Raw genomic sequence first — 26,131 nt, 5'->3', positions numbered from 1 at the left:
GAGCAGCAAAAGATAGTGCGGCAAAGAGAAATAAGAATGGATAAAAATGACGCTGCTTAAGGCAGCGCCATTAGGCCCATGGGCCCAACCTACAATTTTAAGATAAAACCAACAGCTTATTTACTCGACTAATAAAATCAGCTGGATTATCTAATTGTCCCCCCTCAGCCAAAACGGCTTGTTCAAACAACATAGTTACCCATAACTCAAAAAGACTGTCATCTTGAATATCATGTAAACGTTTGATTAAGGCATGTTCTGGGTTAATTTCAAAAACAGGTTTACTTTCTGGAACCTGTTGCCCTGCAGCCTGAAGAATACGTTGCATTTCCAGGTTCATATCTTGCTCATCAGCAACAATACATGCAGGCGAATCAGTTAAGCGATTGGTTAATAATACATCTTTAACCTTAGCATCCAAAACTTTCTTAATATGATTCAACATAGGTTCTAAGGTTTTTTCTTGTTCTTTGATTTGCTCTTCAGACTCATCACCAAGCTCTACCTTACCTTTAGAAATGGATTGCAGCTTTTTACCATCAAACTCACTTAGGTAACCTACTAGCCATTCATCAATACGATCACTAAGTAATAATACCTCAATTCCCTTTTTATTAAATATTTCCAGATGTGGGCTATGCTTGGCCGCATTGTAGCTAGAAGCAGTAATATAATAAATTTTATCTTGCCCTTCTTTCATACGACTAACATATTCTTCAAGCGATATCTCTTGTTTCTCGGAGGCTGATTTAGTCGTAGCAAAACGCAATAATTTAGAAATAGCATCACGGTTTGCAAAATCTTCAACAGGGCCTTCTTTGAGTACTAAACCAAACTCATTCCAGAACTTCTGATACGTTTCTTTATCTTGTGTGCTCATTTTTTCAAGCATCGATAAAATACGCTTAGTACACGCAGAACGAATGCTTTCAACTTGCTTGTTGTCTTGTAAAATTTCTCGCGATACATTCAGTGGTAAATCACTGGCGTCAACAATTCCTTTGATAAAGCGTAAATATCTTGGAAGAAATTGAGTAGCATCATCCATAATGAAGACGCGTTTTACGTAGAGTTTCAAACCATGTTTGTTTTCATGTTGCCATAAATCATAAGGAGCATGGGCAGGAATGTAGAGCAATGAAATATAGTCACTCTTACCTTCTACATGGTTATGAGACCAAATTAATGGATCCTGGAAGTCATGAGAAATATGCTTGTATAGTAACTTATAATCATCATCACTAATTTCAGATTTTTGCATGGTCCATAAAGCCGTAGCCTTATTCACCGTTTCCATCTCATGGCTGTCTTTATTCTCTTCGCCACGCTTTTCCATAACAATCGGCCAGCAAATATGATCAGAGTATTTGCTAATGATGTTACGAATACGCCAATCACTGAGAAACTCATCATCTTCAGCTTTAATGTGCAGCGTAATTTCAGTCCCACGACTCGCTTTGGTTTCAGAAGCTATAGAAAACTCGCCTTCACCGTTGGATTCCCAAACAATACCCTCTTCAGGTTTTAAACCAGCGCGTCGGCTTTTAACAGTAACTTTATCAGCTACAATAAATGCGGAGTAAAATCCTACTCCAAATTGTCCAATTAACTGTGAATCTTTAGCGTTTTCACCGGTTAATTGACTCATGAATTCTTTAGTACCTGACTTAGCAATAGTACCTAAGTTGGCAACAGCCTCATCCCAACTTAAACCAATACCGTTATCAGCAATCGTTATGGTTTTCAATTTTTCATTAACATGAATGCTGATCGTTAAATCAGAATCATTTTCAAATAGGGCACTGTCTGATAAAGCTAAAAATCTTAACTTATCCAAAGCATCTGAAGCATTAGAAATTAGCTCTCTTAAAAAGATTTCTTTGTTGCTATAAAGTGCATGCACTACTAAATGCAACATTTGCTTCACTTCTGTTTGAAAGCCCATCGTTTGTTGCTTACCGACCATTTAATCTCTCCTATATGTACTTGTTATTTAAGTCATATAGGGATTTATTACTGAATTTCAAGGGTCAATAATCAAAATTTGATATGGTAAGGGTTCCCCCTGAGTGGATAATCAGCACATTTCCTTTAAGTGCTTTGCTTTCTATAAATTGCCTTGCTTCATAAAATAATTTTGCAGCATAAATTGGATCAGCCAAAATCCCCTCTTCTCGCGCTAAACGCTTTAGTTCATTTTTAATGGTCTGATTGACTGAACCAAATGCTCTCGCTGTAGTGGGACAAAAACAGTCGTAGTTTATTGGCTCAAAATTAAGCCATGAATTTAATTTAGATTTAAAGGTTTCCTCATCATCCGCAAGTAAAAGCACATGAACTTGGGCCTGATGTTCTAACAAATTTAAACCTTTAATTAGTGCTGCTGCAGAAAAACCGGTTCCTGCATCGATAAAAATATGCTGAAAATGGCAATTTAAAAACACTTCATTGTCGCAAATATCATTGGCAAGGCTCATCGCACCAGGCAGAGCAGGTGGGACACTAGCCCCTTCCTGTAAGACAAAGCCTGGCTCAGTCAAGGTTTTTAGGTAATTTTGAGCAAGTTCATTTACCTGTGCCCATTCTTCGCGACTTACCCAAATAATTTCATGCTCTTCTAAAAAAAGAGAACTCAATTTGAAGTTGCCTTTGCGTTCTAACTTCCAAGGCTTAATAAGGAATGCCGTAACCTGTAAATTAAACTCTCGAGCTAATTGTAGCGCGGCAAGTAGGTTATTAGACTGAGGGCCTGCAATAATCAGTAGATGCTTAATTCCTTGTTCAATAAGATAAGGCATTAACGAAGCATATTTACGTAATTTAGAACCACTAATGCCACAACCTAACTCATCATCTCTTTTGGCATAGCAGGTCACACCTTGCTGAGGAAAATGATTTAAACGATGAGTTCGGCTAGATAAATTCCACATAAGGCTTAACTGTGGCGTACAAAATCAAAATGCGTTTCCGATGAGCTGGATTGATGAAATTCGTAACCTAATTCATTAAACTGTTTGATCCCCTCAAGATTATCAATTTGATTTTCCATTAAGAATTTAGCCATCACGCCACGTGCCTTTTTGGCATGGATGCCAATCATTTTCAGCTGATTATTTTTATGCTCATAAAAATTTATGGTAACTATGGGGTAATTTAATTTTTTCTCATTTACGGCTTTAAAATACTCTGTTGAGGCAAGGTTTACTACCACAGGAGTTTTCTGCGCGACTAATTGCTGATTCAGTGTATCCGCAATCGTACTCTGCCAAAAATCATACAATGATTTACCCGCAGGATTTGCCAGATGAATCCCCATTTCTAATCGGTATGGCTGGATGGTATCTAAGGGATTTAATAAACCATAAAGCCCCGATAAAATACGTAAATGCGATTGAGCATAAGTTACAGTATCTGGTTTCCAAGTATCGGCTTGTAAGCCTTGATAAACATCACCATGAAATAAAAATAACGCAGGATATGCATGTGGTGAATGCCCATCAAAAACAAATTCCTGGTAACGTTCAAAATTCAAGGTGGCTAAGTCTTTAGATAAATCCATTAATGCAGCAATATCCTCAACTGACTTGGATTTCATTAATTCGACTAAAGTTTTAGTCTGTTCAGGAAATAAAGGTTTTGAGGTGGTCCCAAAATAGGGTTTTGAGGTTTTTAGTAATTTTTTTGCTGGCGATAATAAAATTAGCATTTTTAGTACCTGAATGTAATGAATAAGATTTGATACTACGTGATTCTGTCATTGCGAACTGCGTTCGCAATGACAGAATATAGGTCACATGCCAAGACCCATAGCTGACTAAAACTACAATGATTACAAGCTGTAATACAACTCAAACTCATATGGGTGAGTTAAGCTTCTGAGTTTAGCAACCTCTTCCCTTTTCATGTCAATGTAGTTATTAATAAAGTCACGTGTGAACACATCACCCTGTACTAAGAACTCATGATCTGCCGCCAAGCTATCCAATGATTGTTCCAAAGAAGCACTCACTGTTGGTACATCCACTAACTCTTCTGGTGGTAGATCATACAGATCTTTATCCATTGGTTGACCTGGATGAATTTTATTTTGAATACCATCTAGACCAGCCATTAACATCGCGGCAAACGCAAGGTATGGGTTCGCTGTAGGATCAGGGAAACGTACCTCAATGCGACGTGCCTTTGGACTGCTTACATGAGGAATACGAATTGCCGCAGAGCGGTTTCTTGCAGAATAAGCCAACAATACTGGTGCTTCAAAACCAGGAACAAGACGCTTGTAGCTGTTTGTTGATGGGTTTGTAAATGCATTTAATGCACGAGCATGCTTAATGATACCACCAATATAATATAGTGCTGTTTCAGAAAGCCCTGCATATTGATCACCAGAGAATAAATTCTCTCCACCTTTAGCTAAAGATTGGTGACAGTGCATACCACTTCCATTATCCCCAACCAATGGCTTAGGCATAAAGGTTGCTGTTTTCCCGTAGTTATGAGCCACATTATGAATCACATATTTTAAAATTTGTAATCGGTCCGCTTTATCCGTTAATGAGCTAAAACGTGTTGCCAATTCGCACTGGTTTGCTGTTGCTACTTCGTGATGGTGCGCTTCAACCACTTCACCAAGTGACTCAAGAGTCAAACACATAGCAGAACGAATATCATGCGATGAATCTACTGGAGGCACAGGAAAATAACCGCCTTTTATTGAAGGACGGTGACCAATATTTCCGCCTTCCATTTCTTTAGACGAACTCCACTCAGCTTCTTCTGAATCAATTTTATAAAAAGAACCTGAAATGCTTGTTTGCCATTGCACGCTATCGAATATAAAGAACTCAGGTTCTGGTCCAAAGAACGCTGTGTCCGCAATACCTGTAGATTGCAAATAAGCTTCTGCGCGTTTCGCCAATGATCTGGGGCAACGCTCATAGCCCATCATTGTTTTGGGATCGACCACATCACAACGAATAAATAAGGTATTATCTTGGAAGAAAGGATCAAATTTAATGGTTTCCAAATCAGGGATTAACGCTAAATCTGATTGGTGGATTTTCTGCCAACCTTTGAATGAAGAACCATCGATCATTTTACCATTTTCGATTAAATCATCATCAACACAGGAAATAGGAACAGTGATGTGTTGCTCTTTTCCACGTATATCAGTGAATCGTAGATCAATAAACTTGGCATCATGTTCCTTAATTGCTTCAAGTAATACTTTTTTGCTCATTTATCATTCTCCAGGATAGTCTGCAAGTAGTGTACCTTAAGTGACTTATTAAACCCAATAGATTAGACTCTATAGTTTTATATTAATTTAAAGCATAAAAAAGAATGGGTGCGTATCAATATCAAGCATTAAAAAAAAATGGCAGCAGCAGTAAAGGAGTGCTAGAAGCTGACTCAGAACGCCATGCACGCCAATTATTACGCGATCAAGGATTGATTCCTACCCATGTCCAGGTATTAACCCAACAACGCTCCGGTAGTAGTGGCCGCAGCAAAGGCAAAATCTCTGCCGCAGACCTTTCCCTCTTTACTCGTCAATTAGCTACTTTATTAGCCGCGGGAATCCCCGTTGAAGAATCGTTGCGCGGAGTCAGTGAACAGACAGAAAAAGATAAAGTGCGTGAACTGATTATTGGCGTACGAGCCAAAGTACTTGAAGGTTATGGCTTAGCCCAGGCAATGTCCCAATATCCCCAAGCATTCCCTGAATTATATCGCTCAACAGTAGGTGCTGGGGAGCAAACCGGACACCTTGATGTAGTCCTGGAGAAACTTGCCGATTACACTGAAAATCAGCAGCAAACTCGGCAAAAGGTGCAGCAAGCACTGATCTATCCTGCAATCATGATCCTCGTTTCTGTGGGCATTATTTCTTTTTTGCTCAGCTTTGTAGTCCCTAAAATTATTGAGGTATTTACCAGTAGCGGGCAAACCCTACCCGGAATGACCGAGGTATTAATTAGTATTAGTAATTTCGTAAAATCCTATGGCTTATATGCTTTACTTGGCATTATTTTGATTCTTTATGCATTTAAGAAAAGCCTGAACAATATAAAGGTTAAAACAGTTTGGCATCGCCTGCTGCTTAAATTACCCGTTGTTTCCTATTTAGTAAAAACAATTAACGTTGCTCGTTACATTCATACCTTCGGTATTTTATTTGCCGCAGGAGTCAGCGTTTTGGAAACCATGCGTGTTTCTGCAAGTCTGGTAATGAACTTAGTAATGAGACAAGCTTTCGATGCAGCAACCATCAAGGTACGCGAAGGTTCGGGAATCAGTGAGGCCTTGAGAGAAACAGGCTATATTAGCCCAATGGCCATTCACTTAATTTCTAGTGGCGAAAAAAGTGGACAGATTTCACCAATGATGGAACGCTCTGCCAGTCACTTGGATAATGAAGTAAAACGTCTTATTGACACCTCATTAACCTTATTAGAACCTTTAGTTATTTTATTAATGGGGGCCGTCGTTCTATTTATCGTTTTAGCAACATTACTACCTATTTTCTCAATGGAACAATTGATAACATAGGGTCGGATTTCTACTAAATTTAGCGTTTATTTAAATAGCAGGAGTAACATGAACAGACAAAAAGGTTTTTCCTTAATTGAAATTATGGTGGTTGTAGTCATTTTAGGTATTCTTGCCTCCATTGTTGTTCCCAAAATTATGGGTCGCCCCGATGAAGCGCGCCGAGTAAAAGCAAAACAAGACGTACTTGCTATCCAAAATGCCCTTGATTTATATAAACTGGATAACGGTAATTACCCATCTACGGATCAAGGTTTAATGGCATTGGTAGAAAAGCCAAGCTCTAACCCTATTCCTCACAATTGGAAGCAATATTTAAAATCCTTACCCAAAGATCCTTGGAATAGAGATTATCTCTATTTAAATCCAGGTCAACATGGTGATGTAGACGTCTTTACCTATGGGGCTGAAGGTCAACCTGGTGGTACCGGCATTAATGCAGAAATTGGTAACTGGGATGAGAAATAACCGAGGTTTTACCCTAATTGAAATTATGATCGTAATTGTGATTATAGGCATTACCGTTGGTTTTGCCTTAATCGCATTTGGTGATTTCGGTGAAGGCAAGCGCATTCAATTTGCTGCGGAACAATTGGTAAATAATATACGCCTTGCTCAACAGCAAGCTATTTTAGAAATAAGCACTTTAGGCCTACGCATTGATAATAAAGGTTATCAGATTCTGCAATTACAAGGTTCTCAATGGAGCCCTATGTCTAATAAAGGAATTTTTAAGGTAACCTATTTTCCAAACAAAACCCTAATTACATTGAATACATCTCAACGCGTCCCTATAGGCACTCCCCCCATTATCATCACTGCCTCAGGAGATATGACACCATTTACTTTAGGTTTTGGCAGTACGAAGGAGAGCCAACTGGTAGTACTTACTGGTCATCGTAATGGTGATCTAATACTTAAGGCGGCGAATAAAAAATGATGATACACCGCAAAGCCTCTGGTTTTACCTTAATTGAGGTTTTATTAGCCCTTACAATTATTGCCGTAGCCCTAACCGCATTGCTAAAAGCAATTGCACAAAATGTAGAACATACGCAACGTATCAAAGAAAAGACCGTAAGCCATTGGGTAGCAATGCAAGGTGTTGCAATGGTGCAATTAGGCTTATTACAAATTAGTCAAAGTCAAGAAACTACTCAGGATACTACGATGCTGGGTGAGCATTGGTTTTGGCGGGTAAAAACCAGTACTACGCCAATAAAATCCATACAGCTCATCACCATATCCGTTAGTACGGAAAAAGCAGGGCCTTTTCGAGAAGAATTGCACGCATTTAGGTATGTACCATGAAAAAAGAATCGGGATTTACGCTCATTGAAATTTTAATTGCCTTAGCGGTATTCGCGATTTTGGCTTCAATTACCTCATCTACTTTATATTATGCGTTTAATACGCGTACCCGTGTTAACGAACAAAGTGACCGTCTAAGTACCTTACAACTTGCAATTAGTATCGTACAACAAGACATTAGCCAAATAGCCGAACGGGCGATTCGTGGTAATGACATGCATTTATTTCCGATTTTTAGCGCTCGCCCAGATTATGTAGAATTTACCCGGGATGGGGATGTAAATCCAGGAAGCATAGAAAAACGCAGCACTCTCAAACGGGTCGCTTTGGTCTGCCAAAATGGCTCATTACTGCGCCGAACTTGGGATACTTTAGATCCATTTGATCGAAATACTACTCATGCCGATAAAGTACTCATTTCACATTTGAAAGATTGCCACTTTGGTTATTTAAACCAAAGCTTACAAACATTTCCTGAATGGAGAGCTGATGCGGTGAATCAGGATCAAAATAAAGAATTATTACCTAAGGCAATCCAGGTCAATCTGGATGTGAAAAAGCTAGGAGAACTTAATTTATTATTTACGATCCCTGGAGCACTTTATGCCAACAGTTGATTCATCACCAGCACGCCCTGCTCTAATAATTCCTTCAAAATCACATGGTGGTGCTTTGCTTACCGCCTTATTTATTATGACCTTAGTTGCTATTGTTGCTACAGCCATGAGTTCTAGACTACAAGTTGATATCTATCGCACTCGCCTGATTATCAACCACGATAAACTCTATTTTGCCTCTCAAGCAGTTACTTTCTGGGCTATGAGCGAAGTGGGAGACGCCAAGAAAAAATTTTCCGCGGAAAACTCCGAAGGGATGGTTAGTGTCTATCCCAGAAATATGGCCTCCATCTATCCTTCCGTCACCTTAAGTGGAGGCATTTATGATTTGCAAAGCCGCTTTAACCTTAATAATCTGACCAATAAAAAATATCTCTTAGGCTTTATTAATTTGGTTAGTGCTACAGGGGCTCAAATGACTCCTGCTGAAAAAATGAATTTGGCATTAGCAATTAATAACTGGGTATCTCCTTATGAGCTTGGGGTTGGCGAAGACAATTTTCTTTCTTATTACTTACATCAAAAGCCCCCCTACCATACCAGTCGCCAATTAATGACCAGTAGGTCTGAACTTCGTTTAGTTAAAGACGTGAGTCCGAAAATTTTTTCAGCTTTGCAGCCCTTTGTTACAGCTCTGCCTGATTTAACCGCCATCAACATCAATACTGCCTCCAAACAAGTACTGATGTCGTTAAACAATACAATGGATGAACAAAAGGCTGAAGAGTTTATTGAGCGTCGAGGGAAAAATGGGTTTACACGTATAGAGAAAGCAAATAATTTATTAAAAAAATTGAATATCGCTAATGACCAGATTACTTTAGAAAGTGCTTATTTTCTTAGCGTAGCACATGCTTCCATAGAGAATTTTAATTTTACTGTGTATACCTTGCTTAAAAGAAACCGCGATAAAAAAGGAAAAATAACAGTAAACATTCTTCGTGAAAGTTTTAATGTTTTTTAAGCTATAGGGCTTCCTCAGAAAGCAATATGCCTTACTATAAACCACAGAAACGACCTTATCTCATCGTTCCAAGACAACTGATGGACGTGATTTTCTACAACGCTTAGCACAACTAAATACAGCATTAACACCAGTGATTGCGGAAGCACTAACCGTCCAGAACGATTTTTAATTAAGTTTTTTCCACCGCCACCCACACATTTAGCAAAGGATAAAGAAGCAAGCATCGATAGATACCGAATCAAATTTAATGCATCCTCGTCATAATTATAATCAAAGGCTATGTCAAGGGAGCCTCTCGGTGTATGCCTCATTTTTTATCGTGCTGCTCAAATTTATGTAACTTGTTTTTTTTATTAGATAAATTGACAAAATAAAACGCGTCACGATACACTCCCGCCTCTTAATGTAAATACTTGGCCAGAACAAAAGACGAAATCAACATTGAAACAAGAGTTCTCATGTTGGCTCCATCAAAATTTTTAGAAATGAGATTTTGATAGGGAAATATAAATTTTTAATTGAAAGGACATCAGACTTTGCAATCACTTAATCTACTTGAAACCGTCCAAAAATGCCCCTCATTATTAGAAACATTTTCTATTGAAGAATTAAGTATGTTATTTAATTCCAGCGATGAGTGGAAAAATTACCTCGAAGAACAATACCACGATTCCTGGCTTTTAACCGCGATTAACCCCGATACAGAAATACCCTATGAAATTAGCAACCCAACACTGAAAAGAGCAGAACAACCACTTTTAGCGGATTACCTCCATACGCTCAATAACCTTAATCTACCTTATAATCAGCTCCCTTGGTTGAGGAATTATGCTGCACAATTTATTGATTGGATAAGCCAATCCACCGACCTAAAGCATTATGGTCTAATTAATGAATTGCTTCAGCTTGTACGTAAATTACCTCAGGAACAAGCAGATTTTGCAGTTCCCTTTTATTGGTTACTCGCTAAATACGCTCAAATACAATTACTGGAAAAGCCACAAGCCCCCATTAATTTAAATGCAACACCAGCCAGCTCCAATCACCCTGAATATGGAATCACTCCAGCTTGGTGGCTAGCAAAATACAATAAAATAGATTTACTGGAGGAATTTAGAGTCCTACAACCACAAGTGCCCATTAATTTGAATGCAACACCAACTCATCCAAATCATCCATGCTATGGTATCACTCTTACTTGGTGGCTCGTTGCTAACAAGCAAATTGACTTCCTAAAATACCTTATGACCAAACAACCAAAAGTATCAATTGATTTAAGTGTAGCGCCAATTCAACAGGATAATCAGTACCATGGCATTCCCATAGCTTGGTGGCTTGCTTCAACCGATGTGGACTTGCTTGAAAACCTAATAGACCAACAACAAGATGCACCTCTTGATTTAAATGCCTCCCCTCCTGATCCCCAAAACAAAGACCATGGCGTCTCTCTGGGGTGGATGCTTGCTGGTAACAATGAAATAGACTTACTGGTAACCCTTTGGAGCCGTCATGTTGAAACAGTCCTTAATTTAAATGCTGAACCAACTCAGCCTAATCATTTCTATCATGGGGTTACCCTGGCTTGGTGGCTTGCCAAGCACAATCAAATCGATTTGTTAATAATGTTCATAAACCAACAACCACAAGCAATCATTAATTTAAATACGGCCCCCACTAATCCCGATTTTGAAGACTGTGGAATTACCTTAGCTTGGTGGCTTGTCAAACACAATCAAATTGATTTATTGCAACAACTCAAAGCCCAGCAGCCACAAACAACTATTAAGTTTAATACGGCCCCTATCAATCCCGCGAATGAGAACTGTGGAGTCACACTGAAGCAGATGCTTGACAACAGTCAATTAGCCTCATTGTCTTTTCCTCTAACAACCGTTTCTTTTTTCACTACACCAATGAATAACACGAGCAATAATTTAGATGCTCATAAACCTGAATCTAAAGATAAAAACATGAGTCCGTGAAATTATTAACAATCCATCTACGAGGGTAAAATCAGGTTATTTTACCCTGCCCATAAACGGTGCCAAAAAAGATGAAATAGCCTCTGCTAGCTCATAGATTGGCTCCATTTTTTTGATTAACAAGAAAGCACTTAATTTACCATTTTGTGGAATATCTATACTAAACTTTAATAAGTACCTTAAATAAAGCAAATCATTTGCTCTGGAGAACTCATGACGACGTATGTATTCCCAGGACAGGGATCCCAAGCTATAGGTATGGGAAAAGACTTATTTAATGATTTTACGCCGCTTATTAATGAGGCAGATGAAATTCTTGGCTATTCCATCACTCAATTGTGCTTGGAAGATCCGCAAAAAAGGCTAAACAATACCCAATATACCCAGCCCGCCCTGTTTACCATAAGCGCCCTATCCTTTCTAAAGAAATTACAAGAAAACGAGAAACAACCTGACTTTTTTATGGGGCATAGCCTTGGGGAATATAATGCGCTATTTGCTGCCGGAGTATTTGATTTTGCAACCGGATTACAACTTGTCAAAAAGCGCGGTGAACTAATGAGTGCAGTAAATAATGGTTCTATGGCGGCCGTTGTTGGAAAAAATGAGCATGAAATCAAACAAATTTTACAAGAAAATAACTTAAATGCGGTGTCCATTGCTAATTATAACTCCCACACTCAAATCGTTATTTCAGGCCCTAAACATCTTATTGAGCAAGCTGGAACCGTTTTTAAAAATAGTGGAGCCATCTATGTTCCACTTAATGTGAGTGGTGCCTTTCACTCTCCAGAAATGGATAACGTCAAAAATCAGTTTGCTGAGTTTCTACGGCAATTTAATTTTTCAGCCCCTAAAACAGCAGTAATCGCGAATATTAATGCTATGCCATACACGGAAAACAGTCTACATCATAATTTAACAGAACAAATAAACCATCCTGTACGTTGGACTCAGGGGGTAGAATATTTGCTAGCTCTTGGAGAGCATGATTTCGAAGAGATTGGCCCTGGCGTGATATTGCGCGGTTTAATTAATCGGATTAAAAACAATCGATAAAAGCACATCTATCTGTACAACATCAGAATAACTGCTCCTAAAGAATTAAGAATAAAAGCTGCGTGAAAGAACAAAAGTGAGGAAACAGCCAAAAGTGGGTGAAATGCCAGTGTTTTTGGTAACTTAGGAGTCTGGTTCAATATGACTGGGATCCGGACTACATCCAAAACTATGTAATGAAATTACAAAGTGGTGGCGGCTTATTTGTGGAAGCTCACCCTTTCCCGCATGTATTCACCCCCTTATCTCCTGAGTGTAAAGGTGCAACAGGAAAAGGATTTAGTTTTTTCCAACATTTACCAGGAAATGTGCTGTCTGAGGTACGTGATTTATCCGCTGAAGCGCAAGAAGCGTACGATCAACAATATGGATTGGTAACTTATATACCGAAGTAAGCCAACTGTCTTGAAATGAATTTTAAGACAGTTGCTACATCTACTGAGGAAAACTATCTAAATACTATTTCTTCTCCTCTTCATCCGCTGGAGGCGGAGGTGCTAACTTCTTAACTAACTGATCAGCCTCTTTCAACTCCTGCTGAGATAATTTAGCTTTCAGCCCCTTTAACTCTTTAACCGCAGGGGGATATTTACCATTAGCTGCCAACTTATACCATGCATAAGCTGTAATCCAATTTTTTTCTACCCCAAGGCCTGCCAGATACAGATAACCTAATTTAGCCTGCCCCATAGGACTCCCCTGAGCCGCAGCCTTAGTAAACCAATAAGCAGCCTGTTCGTAATCCTTATCAATCCCAGTTCCTGTCAATAATAATTGCCCTAATTGAGCCTGTGCATCCGGCTCTCCTGCCTGAGCTGCAATTTGATACCAATAAGCAGCCTTTTGTGGATCAGCCTCGACACCGAGTCCATTTAAATAGTAATAGGCTAAATAGTCTGCAGCTTTAGGATGATTTTGATTAGCTGCTTGGGAGAACCAATAAAAGGCTGAGCTGTCATCCGCGGCAACGCCAGGTTGTTGTCCGGTATAAAGCAAACCCAAACTATACTCTGCTCGTGCATCACCCTGTTCACCAGCTTTATGATACCAATAAAGAGCCTGATTCACATTTTTCTCAGTACCAATTCCCATAATATAGGCATAGGCAAGATTGACTTGAGCTTTGACATAACCTTGTTGGGCAGATTTTTTAAACCATTCTAATGCGGATTTGGGATTCTGTTTAACGCCATCTCCGGTAGAATACATTAATCCTACGTTCCGTTGCGCGACAGAATTACCTTGCTGCGCGGCTTTCATATACCATTTGAACGCCTCGTCAAAATTCTGCTTCACTCCTTCACCCAAATCATACAGAAATCCCAAACTTAATTGTGCTAATGCATAATTTTTCTCTGCTGATTTTTGATACCAGGTTAATGCTTCGGCGGGGTCTTTATTGATACCCTGCCCATATTGGAACATACGCCCGACTAAATACATTGCTTCAGCATTACCTTCCCGAGCAGCTTTCATCAAATGGGGGTAAGCTGTAGTGTAATCTCCATTTTCAAAGGCTGTAAAGCCAACAATCTCATCTGCATACGCAACATTTACCATTAATAACATTGCGAAAATTATATTGCGCATACCGACTCCATTCATGTCCTTATATTTAAAATAGTAGAGTATTGAACCAACAAAGCAAGTATTTAAACTTACTTATGGTTTGTTCATAGTGAGATGGTGGGTTTAAATTAAAGAATGGAACTCTAAATACTAGCAAAAAATGTAGTGGCAAAACACCCCAGGAGTACACAGCACGGAACCCTGGGTTGCTTCGCTTTGTTCACAATGACCGCGCTTCCCTATTTTCCAGCAAGCATCATTTTTCCAATTAAGATTGAACCACAACGTGTGGCGATATTCGGATTAATATCATTACCCACCGCCAATATAGACTGAAACATTTCCTTCAAGTTACCCGCAATGGTAACTTCATCTACAGGAAATTGAATTTCGCCATTCTCTACCCAATAACCACTCGCACCACGAGAATAGTCACCAGTAACACCGTTCACCCCTTGCCCCATCAATTCAGTAACTAATAAACCAGTTCCCATCTTTTTTAATAAATCAGAAAGATCACCCGCTGTAGGGTCAATGGTTAAATTATGAACGCCATCACCGTTTGCAGTGGTTTTTAATCCTAAACGACGCGCAGAATAACTTCCCAACACATACTGCTTTACTCGTCCCTTTTCGATAATATGATTTGCACGAGTAGGAACCCCCTCCCCATCAAAGGGCGAACTGCCTAATGCTCCTGGCAAATGCGGTTGTTCATAAACATTGATAAATTCTGGAAATATTTGCTGGTCAATTGAATCCAATAGGAACGTATTTTTTCGATACAAATTAGAACCACTAATCGCATTAATCAAACTGCCAAATAAACCGCTAGAAACGCGTGAAGAAAAAATAACGGGTACCGTTTGCGTTTCAACCTGCTTAGCTCCTAAACGACTAAGCGCACGTTCTACCGCATTTCGTGCAATATGATGTGGGTCGATAAGATCTTTAGCATTACGCACTGTAGTGTAGTCATAGTCTCGTTGCATCTCTTCACCTTCAGCGGCAATTAGTGAGCAACTTAAACTATGACGCGTGCTGTGAATAAAACCAGAACCACCATTGGTATTCGCAAAACCATGATGTGATTCATAAGAGGAAACATTCACCCCATCAGAATTAGTAATACGCTTATCTAAAGATAAAGCATGCGACTCGCATTTCATCGCTAATTCAATAGCTTGCTCAGGATTAATATCCCAAGGATGGTATAAATCCAAATCGGGATATTCTGTAGTCATTAACTCTTTATCAGCCAAACCAAAGCAAGGATCTTCAGCGCTAACGCGAGCAATATCACAAGCAGCCTTCACCATAGCTTCTAATGCAGCAGGTGAAATATCAGTACTGCTAGCCCCACCTTTACGCGTACCAATATAAACAGTTAAACCAACACCTTTATCTTCGCTAAACGCCACCGTTTCCACTGCGCCCATGCGTACATCGACTGAAAAACCACGATCGTTATTCACTGCCACCGCAGCATCCGTTGCTCCCTCTTTTTTAGCAAGCCCCAGCACGTCATTCATCAATTGAGTTAATTCTATTGTTGACTTATGTACTTCAGTATTGTTATGTTGCGTTCTAATTTGCATAAAAAATTCCATGGTGTTGAATGATGCAAATAAGGATACAATAACATGTCTTCGCAAACCAATAATAATGCTGAAAACAAATCATTTTTGTTTTATTTGCTGTTTTTTCTGGTCAGTCTGTTGACTCCAGTTTACGCTTATTCAGCAGGAAATTGGCGCGAATTAAGCCCTGGTATTGAATATCAAGACCTTGCAGGGGGCTTACTCGCGCCGTGGTCCCATATTTATGCATTTCGCATTGACCTGAATAATAATAAACTGGCAATCGTCAGCGCCAAATCCTTAGCGCTAAAAAATGCATCAGCCGATCAATTTGCTGAACACAGCCAAGCTTTACTTAGCATTAATGGCGGTTTTTTTGATCATCAATTTAATCCTCTGGGATTAAGAATTAATAATTATCGGCAAGAAAATCCACTAAAACGCATCAGCTGGTGGGGAGTGTTCTACATCAAACAGAACAAAGCTCATATCTCTAGTCTTAGTCGTTTTAGTCAAGATAATGAAATTAGTTTTGCTATGCAAAGCGGACCTCGATTACTGATTAAAGGCAGAATCCCGTCACTGAAACCAGGAGAAGCGGATCGCTCCGCCTTAGGTATCACCGCCAAAGGAAAAGTTATTATTCTGGTTTCAACCAATGCCACTATGTCCACCAACAAATTAGCTCATTTGCTAAAAGCCCCTCCTTTATCTTGTGTTGATGCCATCAACCTCGATGGAGGAAGTTCAAGCCAGCTTTATGCCCACATTGGCTCATTTCAACTCAACGTTCATAGTTTTTCGAATGTTAGTGATGCAATTATCGTAAAAAAAGCATAAAATCGCCCCCCCGGGTTTGAGCTCAACCGAAAAATCAACCTCGATGTCCCACAGCTTGACCGCAGGGTGGCAATGGAATGAGCCCAAAAACATCAATGAATAGTAATTCGGGGATAAATTGTTGCTTTAATAAAAAAATATAAAAACACACAAGTTATCCACAATATACTCCCAATTTATTCTATTGACCCCTACACGAAAACACATTATCTTGTATCCCCTGCGCGAAAAACATCTACATATTGGGTTTTTTGCTATAATCTAATTAATAGTGAATAAAATTCGCTCGACAACTGCTAACAACCATACGAGGTGGAGAAAAAATGTCCGCAATTCTTGATCCGGTAAATGATGTGCCGCTAACGAGTCAACTGGAATTGACAGCTAATACTCCCGGTGTGCTTAAAACAATTAAACGTAACGGCAAAGTCGTGAATTACGATGACTCTAAAATTAAAGTTGCAATTACCAAGGCCTTTATTGCCAATGAAGGTGGTACTGCCCCTACTTCAGATCGTATTCATGAACAGATCGAAGAATTAACTCTTCAAATCTCGCAAGCATTTAAACGCCGCTTACCTACTGGCGGTGCAATTCATATTGAAGACATTCAGGATCAAGTTGAATTAGCGCTAATGCGCAGTGGTCATTACAAAGTTGCTCGTGCTTACGTACTTTATCGTGAAGAACACCGTCTTGCGCGCCAAACGGAAATAACACAACAAGCTAGCGACAGCAAAACACTATTAATTACTATGCCTGATGGTGAGTTAAAACCATTAGACATGGAGCGAGTGAATACAATTGTTAATGAGTCGTGCCGCGATCTTGCTAATGTTACTGCCGAGCCTGTAATTAAAGATGCAATGCGTAATCTATACAATCAAGCCAAATTTGAAGACGTACATAAAGCCTTAATTATGGCAGCTCGTACTCTAATTGAAAAAGAACCCAACTACACCTATGTCAGTGCTCGTTTGTTATTAGACACCCTCCGTATGGAAGCTCTTGGCAAATTAAACATTAAAGCTGATGCTACGTTTGACGAAATGGCAGCCATTTATCCAGGCTACTTCAAAGCCTATATTAGTCATGGTATTAATCAAGGCTTACTCGATGCCAAAATGGCTGATTTTGACTTAGATAAATTAGGTAAGGCTTTATTACCAAGACGAGATATGCAATTTACCTACTTAAGTCTACAAACATTATATGACCGCTATTTCCTACATGATCAAGGTGTGCGTTATGAATTGCCCCAAGCATTCTTCATGCGTGTTGCCATGGGCCTAGCGATGCGTGAAAAAAATAAGGAAGAAAAAGCAATTGAGTTCTACTCATTAATTTCTTCTTTTGACTACATGTCTTCTACACCAACCCTGTTTAACTCAGGTACTGTTCGCCCACAATTGTCCAGCTGTTACTTAACTACAGTACCGGATCATTTAGATGGTATTTACAGTGCAATTAAAGACAACGCCCTACTTTCAAAATTTGCAGGCGGATTGGGTAACGACTGGACTCCAGTACGTGCTATGGGTTCACACATTAAAGGAACCAATGGTAAATCCCAAGGTGTTGTGCCTTTCCTAAACGTTGCCGATGCTACAGCAGTTGCAGTAAACCAAGGTGGTAAGCGTAAAGGTGCGGTATGTGCTTATTTAGAATGCTGGCATAAAGACGTGGAAGAATTCCTCGACCTAAGAAAAAATACTGGGGATGATCGCCGCCGTACTCATGATATGAATACCGCAATTTGGATCCCGGATTTATTCATGATACGTGTTCGTGAAGAAGGTGAGTGGACTTTATTTTCTCCTGATGAAGTACCAGAGCTGCACGATTGCTACGGTAAAGAATTTGAAACTCTATATAAAGAATATGAAGCAAAAGCACGTCAAGGCATCATTAAAAATAGCAAAACCCTTCCTGCAGTGAAATTATGGCGCAGAATGCTTTCCATGCTATTTGAAACAGGCCATCCATGGATGACATTTAAAGATCCATGTAACTTGCGTTCACCACAGCAACATGCGGGCGTGGTTCACAGTTCAAACCTATGTACTGAAATTACACTGAATACTTCTGAAGAAGAAATTGCAGTATGTAATCTAGGTAGCGTTAACTTACCAGCACACATTAAGAATGGTCAGCTGGATAAAGATAAGTTAAAACGTACGATTACCACAGCGATTCGTATGTTGGATAACGTAATTGATATTAACTACTACTCTGTACCACAGGCACGTAACTCAAACTTAAAGCACAGACCAATTGGTTTAGGTTTAATGGGCTTCCAAGATGCCTTATACGAGTTAAAAATTGATTACGCATCTCAAGCAGCCGTTGAATTTGCTGACTCCTCTATGGAGTTAATCAGTTACTATGCAATTGAAGCTTCTTGTGATTTGGCCAAAGAACGTGGCAGCTATTCAAGTTATGAAGGTTCCCTATGGAGCAAAGGAATTCTACCAATTGATTCCATTAACTTATTGCAACAAGCTCGAAGCAAATACCTAGAGCAAGACCGTTCGCAACGTTTGGATTGGGAATCATTACGCATTAAAGTACGTACCCAAGGTATGCGTAACTCAAATGTGATGGCAATCGCCCCTACGGCTACTATTTCCAACATTTGTGGTGTAGCACAATCTATTGAGCCTACCTACCAAAACTTGTATGTAAAATCAAACCTCTCAGGAGAGTTTACAGTAATCAATCCATATCTGGTTGCTGACTTAAAAGCACTCGATCTCTGGGATGAAGTAATGGTTAACGACCTAAAATATTTCAATGGTAGCGTACAACCAATCAGCCGTATTCCTGCTGAATTGAAAACACGCTATGCAACTTCATTTGAAATTGACCCAATGTGGTTAGTAGATGCCGCTTCACGTCGTCAGAAATGGATCGACCAAGCGCAATCACTCAATATCTACATGGCTCAGCCTTCCGGTAAGAAACTGGATCAACTGTACATGCATGCTTGGATACGTGGATTAAAAACTACTTATTACTTACGTAGTTTAGGAGCAACAAATGCAGAAAAATCCACCATTACTGATGGCGCATTAAATGCGGTTAAAATTATCAGCGATGAACAGCCAAAAGTATGTTCAATACTCGATCCAGACTGTGAAGCCTGCCAATAATCAGGAGAATATGAATGCAAAATTTAAATACACAAAAAACCGCTCCTACTATAGGTGCAACAGGCTTTGAGTCTCTTGAAATGGGTGCTGCTCGCATCCATGTAGATGACAAGCAAATTATCAATTGCCGTGCGGATTTAAACCAGCTGGTCCCATTTAAATATAGATGGGCCTGGGACAAGTACCTTGCTGCTTGTGCAAACCATTGGATGCCCAATGAAATTAACATGAGTGCTGACGTAGCTCTGTGGAAAGATCCTAATGGACTTACAGAGGATGAGCGTTTGATTATCAAGCGTAATCTAGGATTTTTCTCTACAGCAGATTCATTAGTTGCTAATAACCTGGTGTTAGCAGTATATCGACATATCACTAACCCAGAATGCCGCCAATATCTGTTGCGTCAAGCATTTGAAGAAGCATTGCATACTCATGCTTATCAATACATTATTGAAAGCTTGGGACTTGATGAAGCTGAAGTCTTCAATATGTACCGTGAAATTCCATCCGTGGCAACCAAAGCATCTTGGGCTCTACCCTTTACTCAAAGTTTAGGAGATGAAACATTCCATACTGGAACGATTGAAAATGATCAACGTTTACTAAGAGATTTAATTGCCTTCTACGTTATTTTCGAAGGAATTTTCTTCTACGTTGGCTTTACGCAAATCCTTTCTATGGGACGTCGTAACAAAATGGTAGGAACTTCAGAACAGTTCCAATACATTTTACGTGATGAATCAATGCACATGAACTTTGGTATTGATGTGATTAACCAAATTAAAATCGAAAGTCCACATCTATGGACTCCAGAGTTCAAAGAAGAAATCATTCAATTGATTCGCCAAGGTGTTGAGTTAGAATATCAATACGCTAAAGACACCATGCCACATGGTATCTTAGGCATGAACGCAGAAATGTTCGAAGAATACCTGCACTTCATTGCCAACCGTCGCTTAAGCCAAATTGGTTTACCAGAGCAATACCCTGGTGCTGAAAACCCATTCCCATGGATGAGCGAAATGCTGGACTTGAAGAAAGAGAAAAACTTCTTTGAAACCCGCGTTATTGAATATCAAGCAGGTGGTACTCTAAGCTGGGATGATGACGAGTAAGTAAATTCCGACGGAAAATATGGCTGGGCCGTAAGACTCAGCCTATATCCACGATTAGTGAAAGTACTACTCATTAAACACTGAAATTAACATCATTGCATAAACACCCACCAAATTATACTTCCCTTTTACTTACACAGCTGTTACATTTCTAAACGGATTAATTACACAAAAGGTGAAAAAAATGGGAAACCCGTTACGCCAACAGAATGAAACTAATAATTATTTCCTACTCCAATGCATGGCAGGAATCACTGTAGCCGCATTAACAGCCGCTGCAATTGCAGCGCTTGCGATAATCGCATTCGGCGCTTCTGCAGCAACAGCAGCAGGTTTGGCAGCAACCAATATGATGTTTGCATCTTCCTTAGCGGCAGCTTCTTCTCCCGTTCTCCCAATGCTTGTTATAGGTGCAATTGGATTTGTTTTCCTCTTAGCATTACTTAACAGCTGTGGAGACAATAACACCACGGTACGAGTTGTTGATAACAGACCTGGCTTCTGGGGTAGTGGCTGGGGCGGCTCAAATGTTCATGTACATCATACAGGCCACTCTAGTGAACGAATGCATCATCATAATGAACATTCACATCATCATGGAACGCATGTGGAAGTACCCAATGGGCCACTTAACAGATTCCCACCTTCAGGCGGAAATGTGCATCATCGCAACGCGGGTGGCAATATGTATAGTCAATTCTCTACCGGACATACATCACACCAGGGTGGTGGAGCAAGAGTAGAAGTACATAATAATCATGGAACAACCCATGGCCATGGATTCTAACCCTTTGTTCAAGGTTAGGTCCTGAAGAGTTTACCGCTAAACTCCCGAATGGGGCACCCTATCAGTTCCATGCCCCATTCAAAAAATCCCTCATTATGCTTGGGATTCTCTCTAATCACATCAATCGCGTGATTTTTTGCTTCACCAACTCTCGAGCGTGCTTCCCAGTAGTAAACTCTTTATTATCCTTTTCCACCACGAATTGGACAAAATAAATGGTTCGCTGTTCTTTCTGAGCCCATCCCACAAACCAACCAATTTGCTTATTTAATTGTTTCGAGCCATCATCATTTAAAAAATAGCCCGCACCAGTCTTACCATATAACTTCCAATTTCCTGGCAATTCTTCTGCGAATAAAATCTTTTTGGTCATCGCCATAGCATGAGCGCTTACAGGCAACTTACCCTGCTCTAAACGCGTTAAAAACTCAATTTGCTGCAGTGGAGAAATACGCAATGAACCGGATAGCCAAGCACGAGTTAATCCATTATTCGCACCTTTATCCCCAGATACATCCTCATTTCCATAATTAAAAACCTGCACATAGTGTTTAAATCGCTCCATGCCCAGCTTTTGCGTAATAACCTGACTGTACCAGACACAACTGTTTTTCATCCAAGCCGTTGGATTATGCGACTGCTTCCAAACCTCCAAATAATCAGAATATCCCTCTTTAAAAGGCCATTCAGGGTGTAACGCATCAATTAAAATACCCTCATTAAATCCCATCAAACTAATTACAATTTTAAAGGTTGAACAAGGCGCTTGATGCAGAGAACAGGCCCCTTCTTGCTGCACTACCTTTCCATTTTCTTTGGCGATAAAACAATCGTCATTAGCCAATGTCTGCGTATTAACAGCCCACAATACAATAAAAAATAAAGCCTGCTTTTTCATATTACAAAACCATCCCATTAACTTGGCTATCCCATAATTTTTTAAAATAGCTTTGCTCATTACGAATCAACACATCAAATGACCCCTCTTCAATAATCGCCCCATCCTCCATAACGATTATTCGGTCCATATGGCGAATAGTGGAAAGACGATGCGCAATAGCAATCACCGTTGCATTATTTTGCTCAAGCATCGCATTAATGGATTGCTGTATTCCCTGCTCAGAAATACTATCCAAACTCGAGGTAGCCTCATCAAGCACCACAATAGGCGCATTTTTTAAAAAGGCACGCGCAATAGCAATCCGTTGACGCTGTCCACCAGAAAGCTTAACGCCTCGCTCCCCTACCATGGTGTCGTATTTTTCAGGCAAGGATTCGATGAATGAGTCAATATTCGCCATTTTCGCAGCATGTTTAATTTCCGCTAAGGTTACATCCTCTTTCGCATAGCCGATATTTTCAGCAATCGTACGATGAAACAGCATAATATCCTGAGGAATAAGCGCAATTTGCTGGCGCAGCGCATCAGAAGTAATATTTAAAATAGGCTCACCATCAATCAGAATTAGTCCTGATGACACTTTGAAATTCTTTAACAGCAAGGCAATTAACGTCGACTTACCCGCACCAGAATGCCCAACCAAACCAATCTTCTCACCGGGCTTGATGCAAAGATTCAAATTAGAAAAAACCGGGGCGGCATGCTCATAGCCAAATGACACCTGTTGAAACTCAATCGCCCCCTTTTGAATTTGAAAAACACGCGCATGAGAATCATCCACAGCATCATGAGGTGTCTGCAAAATAGTAAAGGAAGACTTAAAATCCCCTATTTCTTTTAAGAAGGTACAAAGACCACTCATCAAAGTCCACAAATCAAAAGAAATCGTCAGTGCAGTCAACATCACAAAAAGGAAATCGCCCGTTGAAACACTGCCCTGCTTACGCAGGTAGATCATAAAGAAAAACACCGAAATGAGCATAAACCAATACAGCACCGAACCAACCATATTAAATTTAAAATCATATTGGTAAAGCTCGATTTGACGCGGCACAAAATCATTAGCCATGATCCCGTTAATCCGTTTATGCTCAGCCCGTCGTTTCGCAAAATAAAATAAGGAAAAGATATTGGTAATATTATCAGAAAACGTTCCCATTACCTGATGCTTACTTTCAGCAGCTCGATTAGAAAGCTTATTCAACTTCAACGCCATCGGCAGCATCAGCGCCATAACCAAGACACACCAAGCCAGCATAAAGAAAAATACGCTCAAATTAACAATCATGAGCACAAAAACAGAAACAATCACCACACAAAAATGCTTACCGACAATATGATGCACATTCGCAAAAACACTGTCATAACCATCCAAAATCCCTTTCAATTTACTAATGATCGTGCCGGTTGGGGTATTTTGAAAATAATTATAAGAATGATGCTGCACATAATCATAAGCCGTAGACAATAAACGCTGCCGCGCATAAGGCTCAGCCCGCCACTCCGCAAAATCACTCAAACGCCAAAACAGATCTAATGAAACCTGCGCCACAACAAATAAGACGACAGGAAACAGCAAGTTAGAATAAGAGGAAACATCCGCCCCTGAAAACGCATCAACCAATAGTTTAAAGGAGTAATTATTAGCAAAAATATAAATAGCGGTAAAAATAGGCGCCTGCATCATTAAGACATACCACCAGCGGTACGGCTTAATTACTTGCCATAGAAAGTGCCAAGGAGAATGAAACGGATAACTAATATCAGCAGACTTGCCCATAATAAAACGCTCTAAATCCAGGGTCGCCCCAGTATACCACAACTATAAAATTCCAGCCCATTATATTACAATCAGGTTGTCATATAGCCATGATAAAGGTAAACTATTGGATTAAGTCTCGGTGGCACAGCTGGATAGCGCAGCCCCCTCCTAAGGGGCAGGTCGGAGGTTCGAATCCTCTCCGGGACGCCAGTGAAATCAATGAGTTATGAATAATTTTTAATTTTTCTTGTTTGATTCTTTTAGTTGGGTGCCCATTTAGGTGCCTAAAAAATAATTATTACAATATCAAGGCAAACTTATTTATGAGCCATAAAGATGAATCAGAAATAAATATCTATGACGAAGTTTCTAAACATCCCCTTCCCAATATTGATAAACCTCGAAAAAGCAATGAAGATTTTATTGCTGATTTGATTGAAGCAGGTAATCTTGTTAATAAATTTTTAGCTATAACAGCCGCATCAGTTCCTACACTATTTCTTGAAAAGCTTCAGCAAGGAATTTTGCTTGGCCATACTGTTAGAATGTATAAGCTTTACGATAGTTTTTTGCTTCTGATTAGCGAAAATCGTTCTGAAATGGCACTTCTTGCAATGCGGGCTCTCACTGAAACCTCAATTATATTGAAATATTTGATTCAAAATATTAATGATGACATAGGCCAAAAATTTATAAAATCATCACTTGCCTATGAGAAAAAATTATTGGAGCTTATTCAACATAAAACACAAGGTCGAGATATCCTACCTTTTGAAAAAAACATAATTGAAAGTATAAAAGAGACTTTTGCTCAGACTAAATATAAAATTGAAGACATTATATTAAAAAAAGATAAATCGTGGCATGAAAATCTTTTTACTATTGCAGGGAAAGTTGGATTATCAGATGCATACGAAACCATGTATAGAGCAGGAAGTCATGCGGAGCATGGCTCCTGGCACCATCTAATGCGTTATAATCTGAATGAAACGGAAAACATGTATGAACCTGAGCTCAACAATATTGAGCCTAATTTTTTATTAATTAGTGCAACCAGCCTGACGTGTCTAATTACCGCACACGATTATTTGAAACAAATTAATCCAGAGGAAAAAATATTTCCCCAAAAAATTGAAGAGCTAATTAAATGGATTAAAGAACTAAATAACAAGAGAGATAATTTTTTAGGCTTAAATTAATTCAAATCACTTAGCCCAGCCTGGTTTGTTTTGAATAGGAGCTGATAAGTATTCTTTTCCTGCACTATCCCTCACCACAGCATACATTTTATCCCAAAAATCACCAAACTCTTCAAGCCCTGCTTGAGTTATAGGATAAATTTTAGGCTGATCGCCTTCAGCTAGCTTTTCACCCTGAATTGAATCGGTAATAAGTAACTCTTTATGATTGGGAATGCGGATAGTTACATGACTAATAAAAATAGGCCTCCTTCCTGTATTGGTGATCTGAATAACACCATATAATTTATCTTTCTCAAAAGGGATATCACCAAAAGGTTCTAAATCCCATGTTAAATGAACCACTAATTTAGGGTTGTCTCTGAGATAATTCATAATTCCTAGAGTAAGACCGCTAATTCCAGAAATTATCCCGATGAAAACTCCTATCCATTGAGCCATTTAATATCCTTAATATTTGATGAATTACTAACTTTTAAAAATCATTTTAATTATGTAAATAAATCCAACCCTTATAAGGTATAGCGTATTTTTATACGTAGTCCGTCAAGAAGAATGTTACTTCCATCGGAAGACTTAGATTTTATCCAGTTTCGCGTAGCTTGCGGATATTGGTAATAAAGAAAACCAACATAGTGCGGATTCCACTGATGCCGATCATGGATTCCATTCGATGGCGATCAAACCGGAGCAAAGCGACGCTTTTTTTAAGTTTATGACTTATCCTCCAGATTATCG

The 26,131-nt window shown here is 39.4% G+C and carries 24 protein-coding genes and 1 tRNA gene; 15 read left to right on the top strand and 10 right to left on the bottom strand.

Going from position 1 to position 26,131, the window contains the following annotated elements:
* Positions 1-97 precede the first annotated feature (97 nt).
* From htpG to glnA, 4 genes are all read right to left on the bottom strand, one after another.
* The gene (gene htpG / locus ACQY7T_RS03090) at positions 98-1,966 is read right to left on the bottom strand and encodes a molecular chaperone HtpG (protein WP_428411252.1); all 1,869 of its coding nucleotides are present in this window, start codon (positions 1,964-1,966) and stop codon (positions 98-100) included.
* Positions 1,967-2,030: 64 nt separating this feature from the next.
* Positions 2,031-2,930: a 1-aminocyclopropane-1-carboxylate deaminase gene (locus tag ACQY7T_RS03085; RefSeq protein WP_428411251.1), complete on the bottom strand. Its 900-nt coding sequence runs from the start codon at positions 2,928-2,930 to the stop codon at positions 2,031-2,033.
* A gap of 5 nt (positions 2,931-2,935) precedes the next feature.
* Complete coding sequence (gene yaaA, locus ACQY7T_RS03080) at positions 2,936-3,706, bottom strand: peroxide stress protein YaaA (protein WP_428411250.1); 771 nt, start codon at positions 3,704-3,706, stop codon at positions 2,936-2,938.
* A gap of 123 nt (positions 3,707-3,829) precedes the next feature.
* Positions 3,830-5,239: a type I glutamate--ammonia ligase gene (gene glnA, locus ACQY7T_RS03075; protein WP_428411249.1), complete on the bottom strand. Its 1,410-nt coding sequence runs from the start codon at positions 5,237-5,239 to the stop codon at positions 3,830-3,832.
* A 104-nt stretch (positions 5,240-5,343) separates the two neighbouring features.
* Between glnA and lspF the strand changes: the two genes are divergently transcribed.
* Genes lspF through gspK form a run of 6 tightly spaced genes read left to right on the top strand, consistent with a single transcriptional unit; the run spans position 5,344 to position 9,444 of the window.
* A complete protein-coding gene (gene lspF / locus ACQY7T_RS03070; protein ID WP_428411248.1) occupies positions 5,344-6,552 on the top strand; it encodes a GspF family T2SS innner membrane protein variant LspF in 1,209 nt (402 codons plus the stop codon).
* 48 nt (positions 6,553-6,600) lie between these two features.
* The gene (lspG, locus tag ACQY7T_RS03065; RefSeq protein ID WP_428411247.1) at positions 6,601-7,020 is read left to right on the top strand and encodes a GspG family T2SS major pseudopilin variant LspG; all 420 of its coding nucleotides are present in this window, start codon (positions 6,601-6,603) and stop codon (positions 7,018-7,020) included.
* Complete coding sequence (gspH, locus tag ACQY7T_RS03060) at positions 7,010-7,492, top strand: type II secretion system minor pseudopilin GspH (RefSeq protein WP_428411246.1); 483 nt, start codon at positions 7,010-7,012, stop codon at positions 7,490-7,492. Before lspG ends, gspH begins: the two co-directional genes overlap by 11 nt.
* Complete coding sequence (gene lspI, locus ACQY7T_RS03055; protein ID WP_428411245.1) at positions 7,489-7,863, top strand: GspI family T2SS minor pseudopilin variant LspI; 375 nt, start codon at positions 7,489-7,491, stop codon at positions 7,861-7,863. Before gspH ends, lspI begins: the two co-directional genes overlap by 4 nt.
* Complete coding sequence (lspJ, locus tag ACQY7T_RS03050; protein ID WP_428411244.1) at positions 7,860-8,480, top strand: GspJ family T2SS minor pseudopilin variant LspJ; 621 nt, start codon at positions 7,860-7,862, stop codon at positions 8,478-8,480. Before lspI ends, lspJ begins: the two co-directional genes overlap by 4 nt.
* Positions 8,467-9,444: a type II secretion system minor pseudopilin GspK gene (gene gspK / locus ACQY7T_RS03045; RefSeq protein WP_428411243.1), complete on the top strand. Its 978-nt coding sequence runs from the start codon at positions 8,467-8,469 to the stop codon at positions 9,442-9,444. Before lspJ ends, gspK begins: the two co-directional genes overlap by 14 nt.
* A 14-nt stretch (positions 9,445-9,458) precedes the next feature.
* Here the strand turns inward: gspK and ACQY7T_RS03040 are convergent, their stop codons facing one another.
* Complete coding sequence (locus ACQY7T_RS03040) at positions 9,459-9,758, bottom strand: hypothetical protein (protein WP_428411242.1); 300 nt, start codon at positions 9,756-9,758, stop codon at positions 9,459-9,461.
* A gap of 225 nt (positions 9,759-9,983) precedes the next feature.
* Here ACQY7T_RS03040 and ACQY7T_RS03035 point away from each other — a divergent pair, with 225 nt between their 5' ends.
* From ACQY7T_RS03035 to ACQY7T_RS03025, 3 genes are all read left to right on the top strand, one after another.
* Positions 9,984-11,429, top strand: a complete 1,446-nt coding sequence (locus ACQY7T_RS03035; protein WP_428411241.1) for a hypothetical protein — start codon at positions 9,984-9,986, stop codon at positions 11,427-11,429.
* 213 nt (positions 11,430-11,642) lie between these two features.
* Positions 11,643-12,488, top strand: coding sequence for an ACP S-malonyltransferase (fabD, locus tag ACQY7T_RS03030; RefSeq protein ID WP_428411240.1), 846 nt, complete (start codon positions 11,643-11,645; stop codon positions 12,486-12,488).
* Positions 12,489-12,664: 176 nt separating this feature from the next.
* Positions 12,665-12,883, top strand: a complete 219-nt coding sequence (locus tag ACQY7T_RS03025) for a hypothetical protein (protein ID WP_428411239.1) — start codon at positions 12,665-12,667, stop codon at positions 12,881-12,883.
* Between the two features lie 64 nt (positions 12,884-12,947).
* Here the strand turns inward: ACQY7T_RS03025 and ACQY7T_RS03020 are convergent, their stop codons facing one another.
* Complete coding sequence (locus ACQY7T_RS03020) at positions 12,948-14,078, bottom strand: SEL1-like repeat protein (protein ID WP_428411238.1); 1,131 nt, start codon at positions 14,076-14,078, stop codon at positions 12,948-12,950.
* Positions 14,079-14,296: 218 nt separating this feature from the next.
* A complete protein-coding gene (pmbA, locus tag ACQY7T_RS03015) occupies positions 14,297-15,655 on the bottom strand; it encodes a metalloprotease PmbA (RefSeq protein WP_428411237.1) in 1,359 nt (452 codons plus the stop codon).
* A 45-nt stretch (positions 15,656-15,700) separates the two neighbouring features.
* Here pmbA and ACQY7T_RS03010 point away from each other — a divergent pair, with 45 nt between their 5' ends.
* The 4 genes from ACQY7T_RS03010 to ACQY7T_RS02995 all read left to right on the top strand — a co-directional run bounded on the left by ACQY7T_RS03010 (position 15,701) and on the right by ACQY7T_RS02995 (position 21,531).
* A complete protein-coding gene (locus ACQY7T_RS03010; protein ID WP_428411236.1) occupies positions 15,701-16,477 on the top strand; it encodes a phosphodiester glycosidase family protein in 777 nt (258 codons plus the stop codon).
* Between the two features lie 323 nt (positions 16,478-16,800).
* Positions 16,801-19,629, top strand: coding sequence for a ribonucleoside-diphosphate reductase subunit alpha (locus tag ACQY7T_RS03005; RefSeq protein WP_428411235.1), 2,829 nt, complete (start codon positions 16,801-16,803; stop codon positions 19,627-19,629).
* A 14-nt stretch (positions 19,630-19,643) separates the two neighbouring features.
* A complete protein-coding gene (locus tag ACQY7T_RS03000; protein ID WP_428411234.1) occupies positions 19,644-20,744 on the top strand; it encodes a ribonucleotide-diphosphate reductase subunit beta in 1,101 nt (366 codons plus the stop codon).
* A gap of 184 nt (positions 20,745-20,928) precedes the next feature.
* Positions 20,929-21,531: a hypothetical protein gene (locus ACQY7T_RS02995; RefSeq protein WP_428411233.1), complete on the top strand. Its 603-nt coding sequence runs from the start codon at positions 20,929-20,931 to the stop codon at positions 21,529-21,531.
* 115 nt (positions 21,532-21,646) lie between these two features.
* On the opposite strand, the gene blaOXA is transcribed toward ACQY7T_RS02995, so the two are convergent.
* Positions 21,647-22,429 carry a class D beta-lactamase gene (blaOXA, locus tag ACQY7T_RS02990; protein WP_428411232.1) on the bottom strand — a complete coding sequence of 261 codons (783 nt, stop codon included), beginning with the start codon at positions 22,427-22,429 and terminating at the stop codon, positions 21,647-21,649.
* A 1-nt stretch (position 22,430) separates the two neighbouring features.
* Positions 22,431-24,254 carry an ABC transporter ATP-binding protein gene (locus ACQY7T_RS02985; protein WP_428411231.1) on the bottom strand — a complete coding sequence of 608 codons (1,824 nt, stop codon included), beginning with the start codon at positions 24,252-24,254 and terminating at the stop codon, positions 22,431-22,433.
* A gap of 73 nt (positions 24,255-24,327) precedes the next feature.
* On the opposite strand from ACQY7T_RS02985, the gene ACQY7T_RS02980 reads away from it, so the two are divergent.
* Positions 24,328-24,404 (top strand) — tRNA-Arg (locus ACQY7T_RS02980).
* A 113-nt stretch (positions 24,405-24,517) separates the two neighbouring features.
* Positions 24,518-25,393 carry a DUF5677 domain-containing protein gene (locus ACQY7T_RS02975; RefSeq protein ID WP_428411230.1) on the top strand — a complete coding sequence of 292 codons (876 nt, stop codon included), beginning with the start codon at positions 24,518-24,520 and terminating at the stop codon, positions 25,391-25,393.
* Positions 25,394-25,399: 6 nt separating this feature from the next.
* Here ACQY7T_RS02975 and ACQY7T_RS02970 read toward each other — a convergent pair whose 3' ends face one another.
* On the bottom strand, positions 25,400-25,834 hold the full coding sequence (locus ACQY7T_RS02970) for a hypothetical protein (RefSeq protein WP_428411229.1): 435 nt from the start codon (positions 25,832-25,834) through the stop codon (positions 25,400-25,402).
* Positions 25,835-26,131 lie beyond the last annotated feature (297 nt).

Source organism: Legionella sp., assembly GCF_965140895.1.
Taxonomy (GTDB): domain Bacteria; phylum Pseudomonadota; class Gammaproteobacteria; order Legionellales; family Legionellaceae; genus Legionella.
The sequence above is the reverse complement of the archived record's forward strand: the minus strand, read 5'-3'. Positions and strand labels throughout refer to the sequence as shown.

Bases quoted from the DNA above. Each gene is read 5' to 3' on its own strand.
- ACQY7T_RS02975 (WP_428411230.1), top strand. From the start codon at position 24,518: ATGAGCCATAAAGATGAATCAGAAATAAATATCTATGACGAAGTTTCT.
- lspJ (WP_428411244.1), top strand. From the start codon at position 7,860: ATGAAAAAAGAATCGGGATTTACGCTCATTGAAATTTTAATTGCCTTA.
- yaaA (WP_428411250.1), bottom strand. From the start codon at position 3,706: ATGCTAATTTTATTATCGCCAGCAAAAAAATTACTAAAAACCTCAAAA.
- lspG (WP_428411247.1), top strand. From the start codon at position 6,601: ATGAACAGACAAAAAGGTTTTTCCTTAATTGAAATTATGGTGGTTGTA.
- ACQY7T_RS03040 (WP_428411242.1), bottom strand. From the start codon at position 9,758: ATGAGGCATACACCGAGAGGCTCCCTTGACATAGCCTTTGATTATAAT.
- ACQY7T_RS02970 (WP_428411229.1), bottom strand. From the start codon at position 25,834: ATGGCTCAATGGATAGGAGTTTTCATCGGGATAATTTCTGGAATTAGC.
- ACQY7T_RS03025 (WP_428411239.1), top strand. From the start codon at position 12,665: ATGAAATTACAAAGTGGTGGCGGCTTATTTGTGGAAGCTCACCCTTTC.
- gspK (WP_428411243.1), top strand. From the start codon at position 8,467: ATGCCAACAGTTGATTCATCACCAGCACGCCCTGCTCTAATAATTCCT.
- lspF (WP_428411248.1), top strand. From the start codon at position 5,344: ATGGGTGCGTATCAATATCAAGCATTAAAAAAAAATGGCAGCAGCAGT.
- fabD (WP_428411240.1), top strand. From the start codon at position 11,643: ATGACGACGTATGTATTCCCAGGACAGGGATCCCAAGCTATAGGTATG.
- ACQY7T_RS03010 (WP_428411236.1), top strand. From the start codon at position 15,701: ATGTCTTCGCAAACCAATAATAATGCTGAAAACAAATCATTTTTGTTT.
- ACQY7T_RS02995 (WP_428411233.1), top strand. From the start codon at position 20,929: ATGGGAAACCCGTTACGCCAACAGAATGAAACTAATAATTATTTCCTA.
- pmbA (WP_428411237.1), bottom strand. From the start codon at position 15,655: ATGCAAATTAGAACGCAACATAACAATACTGAAGTACATAAGTCAACA.
- ACQY7T_RS03085 (WP_428411251.1), bottom strand. From the start codon at position 2,930: ATGTGGAATTTATCTAGCCGAACTCATCGTTTAAATCATTTTCCTCAG.
- blaOXA (WP_428411232.1), bottom strand. From the start codon at position 22,429: ATGAAAAAGCAGGCTTTATTTTTTATTGTATTGTGGGCTGTTAATACG.
- ACQY7T_RS03000 (WP_428411234.1), top strand. From the start codon at position 19,644: ATGCAAAATTTAAATACACAAAAAACCGCTCCTACTATAGGTGCAACA.
- ACQY7T_RS03005 (WP_428411235.1), top strand. From the start codon at position 16,801: ATGTCCGCAATTCTTGATCCGGTAAATGATGTGCCGCTAACGAGTCAA.
- glnA (WP_428411249.1), bottom strand. From the start codon at position 5,239: ATGAGCAAAAAAGTATTACTTGAAGCAATTAAGGAACATGATGCCAAG.
- htpG (WP_428411252.1), bottom strand. From the start codon at position 1,966: ATGGTCGGTAAGCAACAAACGATGGGCTTTCAAACAGAAGTGAAGCAA.
- gspH (WP_428411246.1), top strand. From the start codon at position 7,010: ATGAGAAATAACCGAGGTTTTACCCTAATTGAAATTATGATCGTAATT.
- ACQY7T_RS03020 (WP_428411238.1), bottom strand. From the start codon at position 14,078: ATGCGCAATATAATTTTCGCAATGTTATTAATGGTAAATGTTGCGTAT.
- lspI (WP_428411245.1), top strand. From the start codon at position 7,489: ATGATGATACACCGCAAAGCCTCTGGTTTTACCTTAATTGAGGTTTTA.